This is a genomic window from Phytobacter sp. V69 (genome assembly GCF_965644215.1).
Classification (GTDB): Bacteria; Pseudomonadota; Gammaproteobacteria; order Enterobacterales; family Enterobacteriaceae; genus Phytobacter.
In genome coordinates, this window is the sequence record NZ_CBFFRL010000550.1 from 1 (window position 1) to 356 (window position 356).

The window sequence follows — 356 nt, forward strand, 5'->3', positions numbered from 1 at the left end:
CTTTCAGAGAGAGCAGCTTAACCCCAGGGTCAAAATTCAGCTGCTGGGGTGGGTCACTATTCCATTGCTGCTAACAGTTTACCTGCGTCGTGACGGTACTCTGCCAATGACAGGCGATCTGAACATGGGCGGAAATGATATCAACAATGTCAAAGATATTACCGCGTCGGGGGATATCAGTGCTGTATCATTTAATGGCTCTTATGGACGCTTTGCAAAGAACGTGAATGTTTCCGAAGATTTATACGTTGCGGGTTTTTCGTCTTTTGCGAAAAACGTCAACCGCGAATTCAGATAATAAGTGCAACGCTCGGACATGATTGTGGAGAGTGTAGGAGGAAGGGTTAACTACCGAT

General features: G+C 46.1%; 1 pseudogene. It reads left to right on the top strand.

The window, feature by feature from the left end:
* Positions 1–298: pseudogene (locus ACSZPU_RS26415) on the top strand (hypothetical protein); the annotation flags it as partial.
* Positions 299–356 lie beyond the last annotated feature (58 nt).